This window comes from Enterobacter mori LMG 25706 (genome assembly GCF_000211415.1).
GTDB lineage: Bacteria > Pseudomonadota > Gammaproteobacteria > Enterobacterales > Enterobacteriaceae > Enterobacter > Enterobacter mori.
In genome coordinates this window covers 436,560-449,056 of the sequence record NZ_GL890774.1, presented here as the reverse complement: position 1 = coordinate 449,056, position 12,497 = coordinate 436,560, and the positions used below count along the sequence as shown (strand labels likewise).

Sequence of the window (12,497 nt, the reverse complement as noted above, 5' to 3'; positions counted from 1 at the left end):
GCCCCCGGGCAGGGGGCAAGTCAAGCTATGGCTATGTTCTCTTTGTTGGCTTTCCTGGTGCTAGCGTTAAAGCGTTATCGGTAAATATCTGCACTGGCGTGCATGTTGCCGTTGCTGCCGGGCTCACGGGTTAACATCACGTGGTAATAGGTTGCGCCCTGGGCATCGGTTTCTTCGTTTAATGCCTGATCTGCTTCACTTTCCGTGGCGAAATTATGATTGATGTAAATTACGCCCAAGCTTTGCACATCATCCATGTTTCTGGCCTGTCGGCTGTCTATCTTGATGGCTGCCATCGCGTTTGCACTGAGCAAAAGCGCCGCCATTATGGCTAATGCGATTTTTTTCATGATATGCGCTCCACGACTGCGTGCTGTGTGACGGTTTGTCCTGCTCCTTCTCGGTTTAGATGGGCTCTGATTAAAGTGTAATCGCTTATCGCTGCGCGATGAGTGACCATTTCTGATGGTGTTGTTCAAAAAAACAACGCTTCTCGGTGTGATTAATTTTAAATCACCGACTTAGACCCGCTTCGCGCTTTGTGCGAATTATTTGTGCAATCAGCTTGAGTTTCCAGGGGCGCGCAAGTATTATGACGCGTCAATTTTTCAGCCGACCTTTAACACGTTCCTTGCCTCCCCGGGCCTCGGCTGACCCAGACAGGAGGCTGAATAATCCGTAAGGAGCAATTCGATGCGTCATTACGAAATCGTTTTTATGGTCCATCCTGACCAGAGCGAACAGGTTCCGGGTATGATCGAGCGTTACTCTGCTGCCATCACTGGTGCAGAAGGTACGATCCACCGTCTGGAAGACTGGGGCCGCCGTCAGCTGGCTTACCCGATCAACAAACTGCACAAAGCACACTACGTTCTGATGAACGTTGAAGCGCCGCAGGAAGTGATCGATGAGCTGGAAACTACCTTCCGCTTCAACGATGCCGTTATCCGCAGCATGGTTATGCGTACCGAAAACGCAGTTACCGAAGCATCTCCGATGGTTAAAGCGAAAGACGAGCGCCGTGAGCGTCGCGATGATTTCGCAAACGAAACCGCAGATGATTCTGATGCTGGGGATTCTGAAGAGTAATTTCTGATGACCAACCGTCTGGCGTTGTCCGGCATCGTATGCAGGGCTCCCCTTCGAAAGGTCAGTCCATCAGGAATTCCGCATTGCCAGTTCGTGCTTGAGCATCGTTCTGTGCAAGAGGAAGCCGGGTTTCACCGGCAGGCGTGGTGCCAAATGCCCGTTATTATTAGCGGACACGAAAACCAGGCCATTACTCACAGTTTAACGGTCGGTAGCGCAGTAATCGTTCAGGGGTTCATCTCTTGCCACAAGGCAAAGAACGGCCTGAGCAAAATGGTTCTGCATGCCGAGCAGATTGATTTGATAGATTCTGGAGACTAGCCATATGGCACGTTATTTCCGTCGTCGCAAGTTCTGCCGTTTCACCGCGGAAGGCGTTCAAGAGATCGACTATAAAGATATCGCAACGCTGAAAAACTACATCACCGAAAGCGGTAAGATTGTCCCAAGCCGTATCACCGGTACTCGTGCAAAATACCAGCGTCAGCTGGCTCGCGCTATCAAACGCGCTCGCTACCTGTCCCTGCTGCCGTACACTGATCGTCATCAGTAATCGGGCACGGTCCATTAATACGACTTTAAGAGGATAAGGTAATGCAAGTTATTCTGCTTGATAAAGTAGCAAACCTGGGCAGCCTGGGTGATCAGGTTAACGTTAAAGCGGGTTACGCACGTAACTTCCTGGTTCCACAGGGTAAAGCTGTTCCAGCTACTAAGAAAAACGTTGAGTTTTTCGAAGCACGTCGCGCTGAACTGGAAGCCAAACTGGCTGACGTTCTGGCGGCTGCTAACGCTCGCGCTGAAGCAATCAACGCACTGGGCACTGTTACCATCGCGTCTAAAGCTGGCGACGAAGGTAAACTGTTCGGTTCCATCGGTACCCGCGATATCGCTGATGCAGTTTCTGCAGCAGGCGTTAAAGTGGCTAAGAGCGAAGTTCGTCTGCCGAACGGCGTTCTGCGTACCACTGGTGAGCACGAAGTTGACTTCCAGGTTCACAGCGAAGTGTTCGCTAAACTGGTTGTTAACGTAGTAGCTGAGTAATTTTTTACTCTGCTCACGTCGAAGCGCCGGCCTTGTGCCGGCGTTTTGCTTTTCTGGGGGACCAGAATTCATCATTTCTTCTTGTATGGTAGCTATTCCTGTCGCATTCTCTGATAATAAATTGAAACGCAATTTTATTTATGAGATTTGTCATGGATACCGCTCTGCCCACACCTGTCTTTGCGCGCCGAAATGTGGCCTATGCCTGCGCCACGCTCTGCTGTCTGCTCTGGGGTAGCTCCTACCCGGCCATTAAAAGTGGTTATGCGCTTTTCCAGATCGCAACCGATGATATTCCATCGAAAGTGGTATTTGCCGGATACCGTTTCCTGTTTGCCGGTGTGTTGCTGCTGTTATTTGCATTGGCCCAGCGAAAACCGATTGGCAGGCTTACGCCCACGCAGTTTGGCCAGCTCACCATCCTCGGCCTGACCCAGACGACTATTCAGTACACTTTCTTCTATATAGGCCTGGCCTATACGACGGGGGTGAATGGTTCAATCATGAACGCCACTGGAACCTTCTTCAGCGTGCTGTTGGCGCACTTTATCTACCACAACGACAAGCTGAGCTATAACAAAACGCTTGGCTGTATTCTCGGGTTTGCCGGAGTGATGTTGGTGAACTTCCACAGCGGGTTAAGCGATTTCCAGTTTGTCTGGAATGGTGACGGGTTTGTGGTGCTGGCTGCTTTTATTCTCTCCGCTGCCACGCTTTACGGAAAACGCATCTCCCAGACCGTTGATCCCACGGTGATGACCGGCTGGCAGCTGGCTATCGGTGGACTGGTGTTGGTGGGTGGCGGATATGCGACAGGCGGAACGCTGGAAGTGCACAGTATGAAGGCCATCGCCGTGCTGGGGTATCTGACGCTGCTCTCATCCGTCGCCTTTGCGCTGTGGAGCGTGCTGCTGAAAGTTAACCGCGTCAGTATGATTGCGCCGTTTAACTTCGTTGTGCCGGTGGCAGGCACAGTTTTATCCGCCATTTTCCTTGGGGAAAATATTCTGGATATCAAATATGCGATTGCGCTGGTATTGGTCTGTTCGGGGATCTGGTGGGTGAATAAGCGGAGTGCCTGAGAACAGTGTGCCGGGTGGCGGCTACGCCTTACCCGGCCTACAGAACTAGCGTGCGCGAATAAAACTGCCGTCGGTCTGACGCGTAAACAGCACCTGCTGGCCATTACCGGTATCGATCGTCAGGCCGGTCACCACGCCGCTGGCGTTCTGGCGGATCTGCACCATCTGTCCATTTTGCAGGTTGCTCAGCGGCTTGCCTGCGCCTTCCACCTGCGCCATAGCATAGACATCCGTAGCAGGCAGGTTGTGGTCGCGGAACAGCTGCGCGAGCGTTTTACCCGGCTCAACGCGGTAGGAACGCCACTGCTGTTCAATGCCTGTCGGTTGCTGAACCTGTGGCGCAGCGGCCTGCTCCTGAGGTTGTTCTTCCTGAACGGGTTCAGGCTCTACTGGTGCGACCTGGCCCGGATCGTTGGATGGCGTCACCAGCTGCGTCTGCATGGGCTGCGCGTCCGGCTGCGGTCGCGTTTGCGACTGGATATCCAACTGCGCATTGCGGGTCACCGGCGCGGGATCAACGTCGTCGCCGCCAGAAGGAAGCAGGAAGCCCACGATCACCAGCAGCGCGCCAATGATAATGCCTCGGCGGTGCAGAGGGGGCAGCGGGTCCATAATGCGAAAATTGTCTGGCGCCTGCCAGATTTTCGCCAGGGTAGGTTTCAGTTCAAATCGCCCGGGCATGGCTCTCCTCCTGCTCCGCGTCTTTTTTATCCTGTCCTGAGAAGTGTAGTTTGCTAACTGCCTGATGGGCGTAACAAAGCCAGCTTTCGTGACACATATTTGGGAAAATCCTGACTGGCTCTATTGTTTCTGTTTCGCCGCAGTTTGTCACCTTTACTTAAGACAAAGTTTTACCCATAAGGGCATGGCTGATATGCTGCCCGCTACTTTAAATGTGATGGAAGGAAAACCCATGACCACCCCGACTTTTGACACTATCGAAGCGCAGGCAAGCTACGGCATCGGCTTGCAGGTAGGACAGCAGCTGAGCGAATCCGGCCTGGAAGGTCTGTTACCGGAAGCGCTGGTGGCGGGTATCGCTGACGCGCTGGAAGGCAATCATCCGGCTGTTCCGGTTGACGTGGTGCACCGCGCGCTGCGTGAAATTCACGAACGTGCTGACGCCGTGCGTCGCGCGCGCTTCGAAGAGATGGCAGCAGAAGGCGTAAAATACCTGGAAGAGAACCGCGAGCGCGAAGGCGTGAACAGCGCCGAATCGGGCCTGCAGTTCCGCGTGATCAACCAGGGTGACGGCGCGATCCCGGCACGCACCGACCACGTTCGCGTTCACTACACCGGCAAACTGATTGACGGTACCGTGTTCGACAGCTCTGTTGCACGCGGCGAACCGGCTGAATTCCCGGTTAACGGCGTTATCGCGGGCTGGATCGAAGCGCTGACCCTGATGCCTGTTGGCTCCAAATGGGAACTGACCATTCCTCAGAACCTGGCCTATGGCGAGCGTGGCGCGGGTGCGTCCATTCCGCCATTCAGCACCCTGGTCTTTGAAGTCGAGCTGCTGGAAATTCTGTAATCGGCTTTTCTTATTTCCTCTCTCCGTCCGGGGAGAGGAAAATAGTGATAAAACCTATAGTTACGGCGCAATCAACATTTTATCTTGCAAACGAAACTGTTGCGTGTATTTTTGTGAGCTGTTTCGCGCTGTATGAGTGATATGACACTCACTTTCAACATATTATTAACATAATATTCAAATCATAGTATTCATCCCGCCGATTCTTACCTAATATCGATTAGCCCTTACAAGGGACCGTCATTCTTTGACGTATTTAAAGGCCAGAAGAGCCTTAACAACACAGACAGGCATAAACAGGAAAATATCACATGGTAGATCAGGTCAAAGTCGTCGCCGACGAAGAGGCGTCGTCTGAACAGTCGCTACGGCGCAATCTCACAAACCGTCATATTCAGCTTATCGCTATCGGGGGTGCCATCGGTACCGGGCTGTTTATGGGGTCAGGCAAAACCATCAGTCTTGCCGGGCCGTCGATCATCTTCGTTTATATGATCATCGGTTTTATGCTTTTCTTCGTGATGCGCGCAATGGGTGAATTGCTGCTCTCGAATCTCGAATACAAATCTTTCAGCGACTTTGCTTCCGACCTTCTGGGGCCATGGGCGGGCTATTTTACCGGCTGGACCTACTGGTTCTGCTGGGTTGTCACCGGTATGGCTGACGTTGTGGCCATCACGGCGTACGCGCAATTCTGGTTCCCCGGCCTCTCGGACTGGGTGGCTTCGCTGGCGGTGATTGTCCTGCTGCTGAGCCTGAACCTCGCCACCGTGAAAATGTTCGGCGAGATGGAGTTCTGGTTCGCGATGATCAAAATCGTCGCTATCGTGGGGCTGATTGTTGTGGGTCTGGTAATGGTGCTGACGCACTTCCAGTCGCCAACCGGCGTTCAGGCATCATTTACCCATCTGTGGAATGACGGCGGTTGGTTCCCGAAAGGCCTTAGCGGCTTCTTTGGGGGCTTCCAGATAGCGGTGTTTGCGTTTGTCGGGATTGAGCTGGTGGGTACCACGGCTGCGGAAACCAAAGATCCGGAGAAATCCCTGCCGCGCGCCATTAACTCCATTCCGGTGCGTATCATCATGTTCTACGTCTTCGCGCTGATCGTGATTATGTCCGTGACGCCGTGGAGTTCGGTGGTGCCAACCAAGAGCCCGTTCGTTGAGCTGTTCGTGCTGGTGGGTCTGCCTGCTGCCGCGAGCCTGATTAACTTCGTGGTGCTGACCTCAGCGGCTTCATCTGCAAACAGCGGCGTGTTCTCCACCAGCCGTATGCTGTTTGGTCTGGCGCAGGAGGGCGTTGCACCGAGCGCGTTTGCCAAGCTGTCTAAACGTGCAGTACCGGCGAAAGGGCTGACCTTCTCCTGCATCTGCCTGCTGGGCGGTGTGGTGATGCTGTACGTCAACCCGAGCGTGATTGGCGCGTTCACCATGATTACCACGGTCTCTGCGATCCTGTTTATGTTCGTCTGGACCATCATCCTGTGCTCGTACCTGGTGTACCGCAAACAGCGTCCACACCTGCATGAGAAATCGATCTACAAGATGCCGCTGGGCAAGCTGATGTGCTGGGTATGCATGGCGTTCTTCGTCTTCGTGCTGGTGTTGCTGACGCTGGAAGATGATACCCGTCAGGCGCTGATCGTCACGCCGCTGTGGTTTATCGCGCTGGGGCTGGGCTGGATGTTTATCGGTAAGAAACGGATGGCTGGCGTAAGGTAAAAGCAAAACGGCAACTTCGGTTGCCGTTTTTAGTTTTTGCACCCTCTCCCCGTGGGAGAGGGCCTGGGTGAGGGCGTCAGGCCGCAGCGGCCTTTTTTATTCCCCGCCCAATGCCCGCGGGAACAACACGTTATTCTCAAGACTGATGTGTTCCATCAGGTCGTCGATCATCTCGTTAATGCCGTTGTACATCGCTTTCCAGGTCGTGCACGCTTCTGGCGGCGGCGTGACGTTGTGGGTGGTGTGCTTGATCACGTCCAGCAGTTCGCCCGCGTCATCATGCTCGCTTTCCATCACGCTGATAGGCCCTATCGCCTGGCTCCCCATGCCCTGTTTAATCATCGGGAAGAGGATCTGCTCTTCTTTCATCATGTGGCTGGACAGCTCTTCGTGCAGCATGGTCAGGTATTTTGCCAGACCGCGCGGTACGGAGGGTTTGTCGGCGTGAACGCGCTCAACTTTCGTTGCCTGCAGGATCAGCTCCGGCAGCTGTTCACGGTGACGGTCATGGTAACGCACGATGATGTGGTCGATGATTTCCGCGAGCGGTGCGGTGCGCCAGTCTTTATCGATGGGCTGCTCGGCCAGCTGTGCCAGCTCGGCTTCAATCACTTCGACATCCAGCTCTTTACGCGACGCGGCGCGCGCCAGGGTTTGCTTACCGCCGCAGCAGTAATCCATATCGTATTTACGAAACAGCGCAGAAGCGCGAGGGATGGAGAGCGCCAGCTCGCCCAGGGGTTGGTCGCGGAAGGCCATAGCAGTTACCTCGTCATGAATAATATAAGATGCATATTAAATGCATCTTTAAGGCGAGGCTATAACCCTTTAGAGGGAAGGGAGAGAATGAGATGTGGATCACAAAAAAATGTCTCTTTTAACTCCCTGAATGAACATAAGAAAGTGCTTTAGAAAGTTTTTAAAGGTGTAGAAACAGTAAACAACGCGCCGAGCCTGCCGATAGATACACGTCAGACAATACCTGCATATAAAAAAGGCAACGCATGTTTAAACGTATAAAAGTCATTACCCTTCTGATTTCGGTGCTGCTTGTGCTCGGCATCATGCAGCTGATCTCTGCCGGCATTTTCATCAATGCGCTGAATAACGATAAAGAGAACTTCACCGTTTCTCAGCTTTCCAGCCAGAACGTGGCGGAATTTACCGACGCCTGGATCAGCCTGAACCAGGCGCGCGTGACGCTGAACCGCGGCATGCTGCGTCTGCAAAGCAGTATGGCGTCGCAGATTAATGGCGGTCAGCTGAACGAACTGGTGAACACCGCGAAAAATCTGCTGGCCGATGCCCAGGCGCATTACGATAAATACTACGCGCTGCCGGAAACCCCGGGTCTGGATGAGAAACTGGCCGATCGGCTGGAGGAGCAGTACCGCATATATTCCGCCACGCTGACGCAAATGAACGTTCTGCTGGGCCAGGGCAATCTGGAAGATATGTTTAAACAGAACGCCGAGCAGAAGCAGACGGCGATGCAAAAGGTCTACCGCGAGTGGCGTGAAGCGCAGGCCACGCTCACTGATAAAGGCATTCAGGATAACGAAAGCGACTATAAGCGCATCCTTTGGATCCTCTCTGCCGTCATGATTCTCGTCATTGCGGTGATTATCTCCAGCTGGATTGCGATGCGTCGCGTGCTGCTGCTGCCTCTGGAGGACGTCATCAACCATATCCGCGCCATTGCTGCAGGGGATTTGACCCAGCCGATTCAGGCAGAGGGTAAAAACGAAATGGCGATCCTGGCCCGCAACGTACAGGAGATGCAAACGTCGCTGGCGAACACCGTGGGCGTGGTGCGTGAAGGCGCAGACACCATTTACACCGGCGCGGGCGAAATCTCTGCGGGCAGCAACGATCTCTCTTCCCGTACCGAGCAGCAGGCCGCGTCTCTGGAAGAGACCGCTGCCAGCATGGAACAGCTGACCGCCACCGTGAAGCAGAACGCCGATAACGCGCGTCAGGCTTCCCGGCTGGCGCTGGATGCCTCCTCAACCGCGAAGAAGGGCGGCAACGTGGTGGAAGGCGTGGTACGTACGATGGACGAGATCGCCACCAGCTCAAGCAAAATTGCGCAAATTACTAACGTGATCGACGGTATTGCCTTCCAGACCAACATTCTGGCGCTGAACGCGGCGGTGGAAGCGGCGCGCGCGGGCGAGCAGGGCCGTGGCTTTGCGGTCGTTGCGGGCGAAGTGCGTACCCTTGCCCAGCGTAGCGCCCAGGCGGCGAAAGAGATTAAGGCGCTGATTGATGATTCCGGCGAGCGCGTGAATGCGGGTTCTCAGTTGGTGAACGAAGCGGGCGCGACGATGGCAGAGATCGTCAATGCGGTCACCCGCGTCACCGACATCATGGGTGAAATTGCCTCAGCCTCTGACGAGCAGAGCCGCGGTATCGATCAGGTCGGCCAGGCGGTGGCGGAGATGGACCGCGTCACCCAGCAGAACGCCTCGCTGGTGGAGGAGTCTGCGGCGGCCGCGGCGGCGCTGGAAGATCAGGCTGCACGCCTGAACGAAGCGGTGGCGGTGTTTAAAATTACCCGCAACCAGGCTGTCAAAGCCGCGCCGGTGAAGAGCTATGTGCCAAAAGCGCAGCCGGTAGCGACCGCGTCTGAAGCGAACTGGGAAACGTTTTAACGGCTTGCCGGTGGCGGCTACGCCTTACCGGGCCTACGGTTTTGTAGGCCCTGCAAGCGCAGCGCCACCCGGCAAAAATCACATCTCCGACGCCGGAACGACCCTCGGTTTTTCCGGTTTCGCTCTTACCGCAATCACCACCCCAGCCACCAGCAATAAAATTCCACAGGCCGTTAATAGCGGCGGTACGCTTTGGCGCATCAGGAAGGTGTACAGCAGCCCGGCCAGGGTTTCGAAGACAATCAGCGGCCCTAAAATCACCGTCGGCAATTTCTGGCTGGCAATATTCCAGCACAGCGCGCCAACCCACGAGCACAGCACCGCAATCGCCACCATCAAGCCTACAAACAGCCACGGTCTTGGACCGAAGGGCTGGGCAAATTCCGGCTGTTGATGACCTAACCAGATACACGCGCCGACATACCCCACGAGCGAGACGGGCAACGTCACCAGCGCCTGCGCTGTCGCCCACATCATCGGGTGCTTGTCCGGGTTCTCCCGCAGCCAGCGCGCGTTGCGCAGGGCATACCATGCCCAACACACCACGGAAATAAAGGCCAGCATGATGCCGGAACCGTAACGCCACAGGTCGATGTCATCCAGCCCGTGGCTCAGCTCGGCAACGTTCACACATACCAGCCCTATGGCGATGCATACCAGTGCAGGGGCCATCTTTGACCAGGCCAGCTTGCCGTCCCGATGGCTGTAGAGCAGATTCGCGAACACAGGAATAACGACCGGCAGCGTGCCGATGATCATGGTCGACACCGGTGCACCGGTGCGCTGTATCGCGCTTGCCAGGCAAACGTAATAGATGAGATTACCCATCATGGTCAGCGCCAGCGCGGTCAGCCAGTCCTGGCGGCTAAGCTGGCGCAAGCGCGCCCGCCCCAGCCAGGCCAGAGGGAGGGCAATCAGCCCCAGCGCCAGATAACGCCCCGTGGACTGCAGTATCGCCGGGTATTCCGGCACTATCAGCGGGCCGACAAAAATCAGCCCCCACATCAAACCTGCAAGCAGGGCATACAACACGCCGCTAATCATTTTTCCATCCACATTGATTTACTTTGCACTCAGTGTAGGAGGGCGAAATATGTGCGTATTGTATGAGATTGCGCATTAGCGCTGCGCAACCTGTTTTTGATAACGCACCGGCGTAATGCCGTAGCGGCGGGTAAAGGCGCGGGTCAGATGCGACTGGTCGGTCAGCCCGGTTGCGGCAGCCACTTCGGCGGCGGGCATGCCGTGGGTGAGAAACGCTTTGGCGCGCCACAGGCGAATCGCCATCAGCATTTGATGCGGCGTGATGTGAAAATGGGCTTTGAACTGGCGCTGGAAATGGTACGGGCTGAGCGAGACAACGTTTGCCAGCTCGTCCAGCGTCAGAGGGTGCATATAGTTATCGTGCAGATACTCGCGAACACGTTCGAACCGGTGTGCGCCTTCCTGAATCACCGGCGCGTGATGGGCTAACGGTCGGAACGTCTCAATCAGATCCAGCAGCATTCCTTTTTGTGCCAGCGGGTCGTTCGTATGCCACAGGCCGTAAATAAGCTGGCCGATTTGCAGCGAGCGCTGCGGGTCGTAGCGGGAGACGTCGCTAAACCACCAGTGACGCAGGCCGGTCACCTCTTCCAGCAGGTCGGGTTCGATATAGACCATCCGGTAGCGCCAGCCGTCTTCAGTGGCGGATTCCCCGGTGTGGATCTCGTCCGGGTTCATGGTGACAACGGATTTCTCGGAGGCGAGGTGCTGGGTACCGCGATAGCGGAAGCGTTCGGCGCCGGTTTCAATGGTGCCAATCCCGAAGGCTTCGTGCGTGTGAGGCTCAAAGGCGTAATCAGAGATATGTGCGTGATAGAGTTCCAGACCAGGCAGCTGCGCCAGATGGCGAAAGCGCGCGCTGTCTCTCTCATCAATGAACTGTTCCGGTACGCCTTGCACGGTAAGCCTCCTCGTGGGTCATCGCTTCATTATCAGAGATGACCCGAGGGGATGCCACAAAAAATAACCAATCCGTAACATTTACAGGATGGATTTGACGCTCTCCGCCAGCGTCGTCGTTGGGCGACCGATAAGCTTGCTCAGGGTACGGCTGTCGTCGAACAGTCCGCCTTTGGATGCGCCGGTGTCTGAATCCGCCAGCATATCCGCCAGCCCGGCAGGCAGGCCAACGCCCTTCAGCGCGGCGGCAAAATCGGCTTCGCTCAGGTTCTGATACGCCACGGGCTTACCGCTCTGCTTGCTCAGTTCAGCCGCCAGTTCGCTCAGCGTCCACGCGCTGTCGCCCGCCAGTTCATACACATTACCTGCGTGACCGTCCTCAGAAACGACCTTGGCTGCAGCCGCTGCGTAATCTGCACGGGTCGCAGAAGCGATTTTGCCTTCGCCTGCAGCACCAATAAACACGCCATGCTCCAGCGCCGGCGGTGCGCTCGCCAGATAGTTTTCGGTGTACCAGCCGTTGCGCAGCAGGGCATATGGCACGCCAGACTCTGCCAGCGCTTTTTCGGTATCGACGTGTTCAACGTGAAGGCCGAGCGGCGATGTGTCCGCATGCAGCAGGCTGGTGTAGGCGATAAACTTCACGCCTGCCGCTTTGGCGGCGTTAATGACGTTCTGGTGCTGCGTGGCGCGCTGGCCCACTTCGCTGGATGAGATCAGCAGCAGTTTATCCACGCCGTTCAGCGCAGTCGTGAACGCCGCCTGGTCGGTGTAATCCCCCTGACGAACCACAATACCCTGGTTGCTCAACGCTTCAGCTTTCGCGGGGTTACGCACAATAGCCACGATCTGGCTGGCTGGAACGGTTTTCAGCAGTTCTTCAATAACGAGCTGGCCAAGCTGGCCGGTAGCGCCGGTAATCGCGATCATGATGAATCTCCTTCGTGTTTGTCTGGTGTTGTGGCACACTAACATTGAAGCTAACTTTTAGTAAGTACGTACAAAAAGGTAAGTATGAAAAAGACCATTCCGACACTCAGCGAGCAAATGCGCGATGGCAATCTCTTCGCGGAACAGTGCCCTTCAAGGGACGTGCTTAAGCACGTCACCAGCCGCTGGGGCGTGCTGATCCTGGTGGCGTTACGCGAGGGTACGCATCGCTTTAGCGACCTGCGCCGCAAGATGGGCGGCGTGAGCGAGAAGATGCTGGCCCAGTCGCTTCAGGCGCTGGAGCAAGACGGATTTGTCGATCGCGTGTCATATCCGGTTGTGCCGCCGCACGTAGAGTATAGTCTGACGCCGCTGGGCGTTGAGGTGAGCGAGAAAGTGGCCGCGCTGGCGGACTGGATTGAGGTAAATACGCCGAAGGTGATGGCTAATCGCGACGATCGTGCGGCGTAAAAAGCCGGGTGGCGGCTTCGCCTTACCC

The 12,497-nt window shown here is 55.6% G+C and carries 15 protein-coding genes; 9 read left to right on the top strand and 6 right to left on the bottom strand.

What is annotated here, in order from left to right:
* Window positions 1–74 precede the first annotated feature (74 nt).
* Window positions 75–350, bottom strand: coding sequence for a DUF1471 family protein YjfY (yjfY, locus tag ENTMO_RS0103965; RefSeq protein ID WP_010427445.1), 276 nt, complete (start codon window positions 348–350; stop codon window positions 75–77).
* Between the two features lie 343 nt (window positions 351–693).
* Here yjfY and rpsF point away from each other — a divergent pair, with 343 nt between their 5' ends.
* From rpsF to ENTMO_RS0103940, 5 genes are all read left to right on the top strand, one after another.
* Window positions 694–1,089, top strand: a complete 396-nt coding sequence (rpsF, locus tag ENTMO_RS0103960) for a 30S ribosomal protein S6 (RefSeq protein WP_010427444.1) — start codon at window positions 694–696, stop codon at window positions 1,087–1,089.
* A 6-nt stretch (window positions 1,090–1,095) separates the two neighbouring features.
* The gene (gene priB, locus ENTMO_RS0103955; RefSeq protein ID WP_008502895.1) at window positions 1,096–1,410 is read left to right on the top strand and encodes a primosomal replication protein N; all 315 of its coding nucleotides are present in this window, start codon (window positions 1,096–1,098) and stop codon (window positions 1,408–1,410) included.
* A 4-nt stretch (window positions 1,411–1,414) separates the two neighbouring features.
* On the top strand, window positions 1,415–1,642 hold the full coding sequence (gene rpsR / locus ENTMO_RS0103950) for a 30S ribosomal protein S18 (RefSeq protein WP_000135199.1): 228 nt from the start codon (window positions 1,415–1,417) through the stop codon (window positions 1,640–1,642).
* 41 nt (window positions 1,643–1,683) lie between these two features.
* Window positions 1,684–2,133, top strand: a complete 450-nt coding sequence (rplI, locus tag ENTMO_RS0103945) for a 50S ribosomal protein L9 (RefSeq protein WP_008502894.1) — start codon at window positions 1,684–1,686, stop codon at window positions 2,131–2,133.
* Window positions 2,134–2,285: 152 nt separating this feature from the next.
* Window positions 2,286–3,215, top strand: a complete 930-nt coding sequence (locus tag ENTMO_RS0103940; RefSeq protein ID WP_010427442.1) for a DMT family transporter — start codon at window positions 2,286–2,288, stop codon at window positions 3,213–3,215.
* Window positions 3,216–3,260: 45 nt separating this feature from the next.
* Here the strand turns inward: ENTMO_RS0103940 and ENTMO_RS0103935 are convergent, their stop codons facing one another.
* Window positions 3,261–3,896 (bottom strand): OapA family protein, encoded by a 636-nt coding sequence (locus ENTMO_RS0103935; protein WP_010427441.1) that lies wholly within the window; start codon window positions 3,894–3,896, stop codon window positions 3,261–3,263.
* Window positions 3,897–4,128: 232 nt separating this feature from the next.
* Here ENTMO_RS0103935 and fklB point away from each other — a divergent pair, with 232 nt between their 5' ends.
* On the top strand, window positions 4,129–4,749 hold the full coding sequence (gene fklB, locus ENTMO_RS0103930; RefSeq protein WP_010427440.1) for an FKBP-type peptidyl-prolyl cis-trans isomerase: 621 nt from the start codon (window positions 4,129–4,131) through the stop codon (window positions 4,747–4,749).
* Between the two features lie 311 nt (window positions 4,750–5,060).
* Window positions 5,061–6,470: a D-serine/D-alanine/glycine transporter gene (cycA, locus tag ENTMO_RS0103925; protein WP_010427439.1), complete on the top strand. Its 1,410-nt coding sequence runs from the start codon at window positions 5,061–5,063 to the stop codon at window positions 6,468–6,470.
* Between the two features lie 96 nt (window positions 6,471–6,566).
* Here the strand turns inward: cycA and ytfE are convergent, their stop codons facing one another.
* Complete coding sequence (gene ytfE / locus ENTMO_RS0103920; protein ID WP_010427438.1) at window positions 6,567–7,229, bottom strand: iron-sulfur cluster repair protein YtfE; 663 nt, start codon at window positions 7,227–7,229, stop codon at window positions 6,567–6,569.
* Between the two features lie 245 nt (window positions 7,230–7,474).
* Between ytfE and ENTMO_RS0103915 the strand changes: the two genes are divergently transcribed.
* Complete coding sequence (locus ENTMO_RS0103915; RefSeq protein ID WP_010427437.1) at window positions 7,475–9,124, top strand: methyl-accepting chemotaxis protein; 1,650 nt, start codon at window positions 7,475–7,477, stop codon at window positions 9,122–9,124.
* A gap of 78 nt (window positions 9,125–9,202) precedes the next feature.
* On the opposite strand, the gene ENTMO_RS0103910 is transcribed toward ENTMO_RS0103915, so the two are convergent.
* From ENTMO_RS0103910 to ENTMO_RS0103900, 3 genes are all read right to left on the bottom strand, one after another.
* Window positions 9,203–10,168 carry a DMT family transporter gene (locus ENTMO_RS0103910; protein ID WP_010427435.1) on the bottom strand — a complete coding sequence of 322 codons (966 nt, stop codon included), beginning with the start codon at window positions 10,166–10,168 and terminating at the stop codon, window positions 9,203–9,205.
* 75 nt (window positions 10,169–10,243) lie between these two features.
* Window positions 10,244–11,068, bottom strand: a complete 825-nt coding sequence (locus ENTMO_RS0103905; RefSeq protein ID WP_010427434.1) for an AraC family transcriptional regulator — start codon at window positions 11,066–11,068, stop codon at window positions 10,244–10,246.
* Window positions 11,069–11,149: 81 nt separating this feature from the next.
* Window positions 11,150–11,998: an SDR family oxidoreductase gene (locus ENTMO_RS0103900; protein ID WP_010427431.1), complete on the bottom strand. Its 849-nt coding sequence runs from the start codon at window positions 11,996–11,998 to the stop codon at window positions 11,150–11,152.
* An 84-nt stretch (window positions 11,999–12,082) separates the two neighbouring features.
* Between ENTMO_RS0103900 and ENTMO_RS0103895 the strand changes: the two genes are divergently transcribed.
* Entirely contained in the window at window positions 12,083–12,469 is a 387-nt protein-coding gene (locus tag ENTMO_RS0103895) for a winged helix-turn-helix transcriptional regulator (protein ID WP_010427428.1), read from the top strand.
* Window positions 12,470–12,497 lie beyond the last annotated feature (28 nt).

What these genes read in the sequence shown, in the direction of transcription:
- cycA (WP_010427439.1), top strand. Translation starts at nt 5,061, where the DNA reads ATGGTAGATCAGGTCAAAGTCGTCGCCGACGAAGAGGCGTCGTCTGAA.
- ENTMO_RS0103915 (WP_010427437.1), top strand. Translation starts at nt 7,475, where the DNA reads ATGTTTAAACGTATAAAAGTCATTACCCTTCTGATTTCGGTGCTGCTT.
- fklB (WP_010427440.1), top strand. Translation starts at nt 4,129, where the DNA reads ATGACCACCCCGACTTTTGACACTATCGAAGCGCAGGCAAGCTACGGC.
- ENTMO_RS0103900 (WP_010427431.1), bottom strand. Translation starts at nt 11,998, where the DNA reads ATGATCGCGATTACCGGCGCTACCGGCCAGCTTGGCCAGCTCGTTATT.
- rplI (WP_008502894.1), top strand. Translation starts at nt 1,684, where the DNA reads ATGCAAGTTATTCTGCTTGATAAAGTAGCAAACCTGGGCAGCCTGGGT.
- rpsF (WP_010427444.1), top strand. Translation starts at nt 694, where the DNA reads ATGCGTCATTACGAAATCGTTTTTATGGTCCATCCTGACCAGAGCGAA.
- ENTMO_RS0103910 (WP_010427435.1), bottom strand. Translation starts at nt 10,168, where the DNA reads ATGATTAGCGGCGTGTTGTATGCCCTGCTTGCAGGTTTGATGTGGGGG.
- priB (WP_008502895.1), top strand. Translation starts at nt 1,096, where the DNA reads ATGACCAACCGTCTGGCGTTGTCCGGCATCGTATGCAGGGCTCCCCTT.
- ENTMO_RS0103895 (WP_010427428.1), top strand. Translation starts at nt 12,083, where the DNA reads ATGAAAAAGACCATTCCGACACTCAGCGAGCAAATGCGCGATGGCAAT.
- ENTMO_RS0103935 (WP_010427441.1), bottom strand. Translation starts at nt 3,896, where the DNA reads ATGCCCGGGCGATTTGAACTGAAACCTACCCTGGCGAAAATCTGGCAG.
- ENTMO_RS0103940 (WP_010427442.1), top strand. Translation starts at nt 2,286, where the DNA reads ATGGATACCGCTCTGCCCACACCTGTCTTTGCGCGCCGAAATGTGGCC.
- rpsR (WP_000135199.1), top strand. Translation starts at nt 1,415, where the DNA reads ATGGCACGTTATTTCCGTCGTCGCAAGTTCTGCCGTTTCACCGCGGAA.
- yjfY (WP_010427445.1), bottom strand. Translation starts at nt 350, where the DNA reads ATGAAAAAAATCGCATTAGCCATAATGGCGGCGCTTTTGCTCAGTGCA.
- ytfE (WP_010427438.1), bottom strand. Translation starts at nt 7,229, where the DNA reads ATGGCCTTCCGCGACCAACCCCTGGGCGAGCTGGCGCTCTCCATCCCT.